The organism is uncultured Abyssibacter sp., from assembly GCF_964000955.1.
Lineage (GTDB): Bacteria > Pseudomonadota > Gammaproteobacteria > Nevskiales > OUC007 > Abyssibacter.
In genome coordinates, this window is record NZ_CAXFCL010000283.1 from 1 (window position 1) to 6,353 (window position 6,353).

Annotated in this window: 5 protein-coding genes and 1 pseudogene; all 6 read left to right on the forward strand. The window is 64.4% G+C overall.

Annotated features, from left to right (window positions below; all coding sequences use genetic code 11):
* On the forward strand, positions 1-1,020 hold a 1,020-nt coding region (atpA, locus tag ABNS06_RS13565), incomplete at its 5' end, for a F0F1 ATP synthase subunit alpha (protein ID WP_348675128.1).
* Positions 1,021-1,235: 215 nt separating this feature from the next.
* Positions 1,236-2,096, forward strand: coding sequence for a F0F1 ATP synthase subunit gamma (atpG, locus tag ABNS06_RS13570; protein ID WP_348675129.1), 861 nt, complete (start codon positions 1,236-1,238; stop codon positions 2,094-2,096).
* Positions 2,097-2,293: 197 nt separating this feature from the next.
* Positions 2,294-3,691: a F0F1 ATP synthase subunit beta gene (gene atpD, locus ABNS06_RS13575; RefSeq protein ID WP_348675130.1), complete on the forward strand. Its 1,398-nt coding sequence runs from the start codon at positions 2,294-2,296 to the stop codon at positions 3,689-3,691.
* Between the two features lie 46 nt (positions 3,692-3,737).
* Positions 3,738-4,154 carry a F0F1 ATP synthase subunit epsilon gene (locus ABNS06_RS13580; protein WP_348675132.1) on the forward strand — a complete coding sequence of 139 codons (417 nt, stop codon included), beginning with the start codon at positions 3,738-3,740 and terminating at the stop codon, positions 4,152-4,154.
* Between the two features lie 189 nt (positions 4,155-4,343).
* Entirely contained in the window at positions 4,344-5,717 is a 1,374-nt protein-coding gene (glmU, locus tag ABNS06_RS13585; protein WP_348675131.1) for a bifunctional UDP-N-acetylglucosamine diphosphorylase/glucosamine-1-phosphate N-acetyltransferase GlmU, read from the forward strand.
* A gap of 63 nt (positions 5,718-5,780) precedes the next feature.
* Positions 5,781-6,353, forward strand: a pseudogene (locus tag ABNS06_RS13590) (glutamine--fructose-6-phosphate aminotransferase); the annotation flags it as partial.

Consider the following 6,353-nt stretch of genomic DNA (forward strand, 5'->3'; position numbering starts at 1 on the left):
AAGACCGCCGTCGCCATTGACGCGATCATCAACCAGAAGGGCACTGGCGTTAAGTGCATCTACGTTGCGATCGGGCAGAAGAACAGCTCCATCGCCAACGTGGTCGCCAAGCTGGAAGAGCACGGCGCGATGGATCACACCATCGTCGTCGCCGCCGCCGCGGCCGAATCTCCGGCGCTGCAGTACATCTCCCCCTACGCCGGTTGCGCGATGGGCGAGTACTTCCGCGACCGTGGTGAAGATGCGCTGATCGTTTACGATGACCTGTCCAAGCAGGCCGTCGCCTACCGTCAGATCTCGCTGCTGCTGAAGCGCCCGCCGGGCCGTGAAGCCTACCCGGGTGACATCTTCTACCTGCATTCACGTCTGCTGGAACGCGCCGCGCGCGTGAACGCCGACTACGTCGAGAAGTTCACCGACGGTGCGGTCAAGGGTCAGACCGGTTCGCTGACGGCGCTGCCGATCATTGAAACCCAGGCCGGCGACGTGTCCGCCTTCGTGCCGACCAACGTGATTTCCATCACCGACGGTCAGATCTACCTGGAAACCGACCTGTTCAACAGCGGCATCCGCCCGGCCATCAACGCCGGTCTGTCGGTGTCGCGTGTGGGTGGTTCGGCCCAGACCAAGATCATCAAGAAGCTCGGCGGCGGTGTCCGCCTGGCGCTGGCGCAGTACCGCGAGCTCGCGGCCTTCGCCCAGTTCGCATCCGATCTGGACGAGGCGACCCGCAAGCAGCTGGAACGCGGTCAGCGCGTGACCGAGCTGATGAAGCAGAAGCAGTACTCACCGCTGTCCGTGGCCGAAATGGCGTTCTCGCTGCTCGCGGCTGACCAGGGTTACCTCGACGACGTCGACGTGGCCAAGGTCGTCGAGTTCGACGAGGCGCTGCACCAGTTCCTCGGCGGCGAATACAAGGACCTGCTCGATCGCATCAACGAGACCGGCAAGTTCGACGACGCGATCAAGGCCGACATGATTTCCGCCCTGGACGCGTTCAAGAAGCAATCCGCTTTTTGAGCGGATTGCGGTAAGGCGTCAGGAGTGAGGGGTTAGGTGAGCGAAGTGCTCGCCTGACCCGAAGCACCATTCAAACGGAGAGGCATGCGAAGTTTGTTCGAAGACAAGGCGCAGACAACCAGTGAGCGCGGAGCGTACTTCCTGTACGTGAGCACTCACTGGGTGGCTGCAACGCAGGATTCGGACAAAATCCGCACGCCTCGGTAGGAGTCGCAATGGCCGTCGGCAAGGAAATTAAGAGCAAGATCGGAAGCGTCAAAAACACGCAGAAGATCACCAAGGCCATGGAAATGGTTGCGGCCAGCAAGATGCGCAAGGCGCAGGATCGCCAGGCCGCGGCCACGCCGTATGCCGAGCGCATCCGTCGCACCATCGGCCATCTGGCCCAGGCGAACCCGGACTACAAGCATCCCTTCCTGATGGAGCGTCCGGTCAAGCGGGTCGGCATCATCGTCGTCTCCACCGACCGTGGTCTCTGCGGCGGCCTGAACATCAACATGTTCCGCAAGGCGCTGGGGGAATACCGCAGTGCCAAGGATGCCGGCGCCGAAGTCGACCTGATGATCGTCGGCAGCAAGGGCATGAGCTTCTTCAAGCGCATCGGCGGCAACATCGTCTCCGAGATCACGGGTCTCGGCGACACGCCGCATCTGGATCAGCTCATCGGTCCGGTCAAGGTGCTGCTGGACAAGTACCGCGACGGCGAGCTGGACAAGGTGGTGCTGATCCACAACCGTTTCGTGAACACCATGACCCAGTCGCCGGTCGTCGAGCAGTTGCTGCCTGTCGTGCCGGTGAAGGACGAGGGTCTGCTGGACAACTGGGACTACATCTACGAGCCCAGCGCCGAGGACCTGCTCGACGGCATCCTGATGCGTTACGTCGAAGCCCAGGTTTACGGCGCCGTGGCCGAAAACGTCGCCTGTGAAATGGCGGCGCGCATGATCGCGATGAAGTCGGCCTCCGACAACGCCGGCCAGATCATCGAAGACCTGCAGTTGGAGTACAACAAGGCCCGCCAGGCCGCGATTACGCAGGAACTGGCGGAGATCGTGGGCGGCGCAGCAGCCGTCTAGCGATGCGGATCTCGCTCCAGAGCGGCGTTGTCGCGCGCGATCGGAATGCTCATTTAGGCTCACTAAACTGCGCTTCCGATCACACGCTCCGCCTTGCTCTGAAGCGAGCTTCACATCGCGGAAACGTTTGCCAGATCGATTAGAGACAAATTGAATTTGTGGGCTCGTTTAGCCCGACAAGTAAACAGGAAAGAGCTATGAGCGCAGGCAAGATTGTTCAGATTATCGGGGCCGTCGTGGACGTGGAGTTTCCGCGCGATTCGATCCCGAAGGTCTACGATGCTCTCACCGTGACCGACAACAACCTGACCCTGGAAGTCCAGCAGCAGCTGGGTGACGGCGTCGTGCGTTGCATCGCCATGGGCGTGTCGGAAGGCCTCAAGCGCGGCATGGCCGTGACCGGAACCGGTGCACCGATTTCCGTGCCGGTGGGCAAGGGCACGCTGGGTCGCATCATGGACGTGCTGGGCGATCCCCAGGACGAAGTCGGTCCGGTCGAGACCGAAGAGCGCTGGGCGATTCACCGCAAGCCGCCGAGCTACGAAGACCAGGCCGGTTCCACCGAGCTGCTGGAAACGGGCATCAAGGTTATCGACCTGCTGTGTCCCTTCGCGAAGGGCGGCAAGGTCGGCCTGTTCGGCGGCGCCGGCGTGGGCAAGACCGTCAACATGCTCGAGCTGATCAACAACATCGCGACCGAGCACTCGGGCCTGTCGGTGTTCGCGGGCGTCGGCGAGCGTACCCGTGAAGGTAACGACTTCTACTACGAAATGGCCGAGGCCGGCGTCATCAAGCTGGACAACCTCACCGAGTCCAAGGTGGCGATGGTGTACGGCCAGATGAACGAGCCGCCGGGCAACCGCCTGCGCGTCGCGCTGACCGGCCTGACCATGGCCGAGTTCTTCCGTGACGAAGGCCGTGACGTGCTGTTCTTCGTGGACAACATCTACCGCTATACCCTGGCTGGCACCGAAGTGTCCGCGCTGCTGGGTCGTATGCCGTCGGCCGTGGGCTACCAGCCGACGCTGGCCGAGGAAATGGGCGTGCTGCAGGAACGCATCACGTCCACCAAGACCGGTTCCATCACGTCCATCCAGGCCGTTTACGTGCCGGCGGATGACTTGACCGACCCGTCGCCGGCCACGACCTTTGCTCACTTGGATGCCACCGTCGTGTTGTCGCGCCAGATCGCCGAGCTGGGTATCTACCCGGCCGTGGACCCGCTGGATTCCACGTCGCGTCAGCTGGATCCGAACGTCATCGGCGTCGAGCACTACGAGACGGCCCGCGCCGTTCAGGGCGTGCTGCAGCGCTACAAGGAGCTGAAGGACATCATCGCGATTCTGGGCATGGACGAGCTGTCCGAAGAGGACAAGCTGACCGTGGCCCGTGCGCGCAAGATCCAGCGCTTCCTGTCGCAGCCGTTCCACGTCGCTGAGGTGTTCACCGGTTCGCCGGGCATCTACGTGTCGCTGAAGGACACCATCGCCGGCTTCAAGGCGATCGTCGACGGCGAGTACGACCACCTGCCCGAGCAGGCGTTCTACATGGTCGGTTCCGTAGACCAGGCTGCCGAGCGCGCCAAGAGCATGTAACTGACGGGGCCGCCGATCCGTTTCGGCGGCTCTCTGTCCATGGAGTATTGAGATGGAACTGAATGTCGACATCGTCAGCGCCGAGGGTGAAATCTACTCGGGCATGGCGGACATGGTGTTCGCATCGGCCGAGATGGGCGAGGTCGGTATCGCGCCGCGTCACGCCCCGCTGCTGACCCGCCTGAAAGCCGGCGAAGTCCGCGTCAAGCATGGTGGTGACGAGCAGTCCTTCTTCGTCTCCGGTGGTGTGCTGGAAGTCCAGCCGTACCAGGTTACGGTGATGGCGGACACCGCCGCTCGCGCGGCCGACCTGGATGAAGCCGCGGCCCTGGAAGCCAAGAAGCGCGCCGAGGAAGCCATCGCCCAGCAGCATTCCGATGTTGACCTGGCCCTTGCCCAGGCCGAACTGGCCGAGGCGGCGGCGCGGTTGCATCTGTTGCAGAAGCTCAAGTCCAAACGCTAAACGCGGGCTGCGGGCAGATCTCGCGCCATGCCGGCGTTACGGTCACGGCGTGAGTGCTCACGTGCTGCAAGCACGCTCCGCGCTCACACCGCGCCCGTGCCTTGGCCTGACGCGAGCTTTGCCCGCAGTAACAACCTCCACGCATGAATCATCTTGTCAGCCTAGTATGTCCACTGGCAGCCTGACGCGATGAACCAGTCCAAGCTCCACATCGTGATCCTGGCCGCCGGCCGGGGCACCCGCATGCGCTCGTCCCAGCCCAAGGTGTTGCAGCCGCTGGGTGGACGGCCCCTGCTGGCCCATGTGCTGGCCACCGCCCGGTCACTCAAGCCCGCGGCGACGCATGTGGTGATCGGGCATGGCGCCGACGCGGTGCGGGCGCGGTTCGCGGATGTGTCGGTGAACTGGGTGCTGCAAACGGAGCAGCGCGGCACCGGTCACGCGGTGCAGCAGGCGCTGCCCGAAATCCCCGACGATGCCCGCGTGCTGGTGCTCTACGGCGATGTGCCGTTGCTGACGCAGGACACTCTGCTGACCCTGATCGATGTCGACGGCCCGGCGCTGTTGTCCGTGGTGCTGCCCGATCCCACCGGCTACGGTCGCATCGTGCGCGACGAGGATGGTGCGGTCAGCGCGATCGTCGAGCACAAGGACGCGAATCCCGAGCAGCTCGCGATCGACGAGACCAATACCGGCGTGCTGGCCGCCCGTGCGGACCGGCTCAAGGGCTGGCTGTCGCGGGTCGGCAGCGACAACGCCCAGGGCGAGGTGTATCTGACCGATGTCGTCGGGCTGGCGGTGGAGGATGGCCTGACCGTCGAGGTGGTGCAGGCCACCGACCCGGACGAGGTCGCCGGCGTCAACGACAGGCGCCAGTTGGCGGCGGCCGAACGCGTCTTGCAACGCCGCGCCGCGAACGCGTTGCTGGATGCCGGCGTGACGCTGATCGACCCGGCGCGCTTTGACCAGCGCGGTCGCATGTCGGTGGGCGAGGATGTGGTCATCGACGTGAATGTGGTGTTCGAGGGTGATGTCGAACTGGGCGACGGCGTCGAGATCGGGCCCAACTGCGTGATCAGGGATGCCCGAATCGGCGACGGCTCGGTGATTCACGCCAACACCGTGATCGAGGACGCCGACATCGGTCCGAGCTGCCAGATCGGGCCCTTCGCCCGCCTGCGGCCCGGTACCGTGCTGGTCGGTGACAACCGCATCGGCAACTTCGTCGAGACCAAGAAGGCGACCCTGGATCAGGGCGCCAAGGCCGGCCATCTTGCCTATCTGGGCGACGCGAGCATCGGCAAGCGCGTCAACGTTTCCGCCGGCGTCATCACCTGCAACTACGACGGCGCCAACAAGCATCGGACCGTGGTCGGCGACGACGCCTTCCTCGGCACCGACAGCCAGCTTGTGGCGCCGGTGACCATCGGCGCGCGCGCCTACATCGCCGCCGGTTCGACCATCACCCGCAACGCGCCCGACGATGCGCTGACGATCTGCCGGGCCCGCGGTCAGAAGACCATTCCGGGCTGGCGCAAACCCGTGAAGGATTCGGGCAAGTAAACTAGCCGGAACTTGGTCGCTGACCACTTGGCGACCTTTGCGCGACTGCAAGGAACCCGTCTCATGTGCGGAATTGTCGGCGCCATCGCCGAACGTGATGTCACCCCCATCCTGATCGAAGGCCTGCGCCGCCTGGAATACCGTGGTTACGACTCCGCCGGTATCGCGGTGAATACGCCGGACGGCATCGACCGTCTGCGCTGCGTCGGCAAGGTGCAGGGGCTGGATGCCAAGCTGGCCGAACATCCGCTGCACGGCGTGCTGGGCGTGGCTCACACCCGCTGGGCCACCCATGGCGCGCCGGCTGAGCGCAACGCCCATCCGATCCTGTCCCGTGGTCGCCTGGCGCTGGTGCACAACGGCATCATCGAGGACTACGAACGCCTGAAGGCCGGCCTGGGTGCCGAAGGCTACGCCTTCGAAACCGAGACCGATTCCGAGGCGCTGGCCCATGCGATCCACCGCCGGATCGCCACCGGCGAAACCCTGTTCACGGCGATCGCGGACATCGTCCGCACGCTGGATGGCGCCTATGCCATCGCGGCGATGGACCATGACAACCCGGACGCCCTGGTCGTCGCCCGTCGTGGTACGCCGCTGATCATCGGTGTCGGCATCGGCGAGCATTTCGTCGCC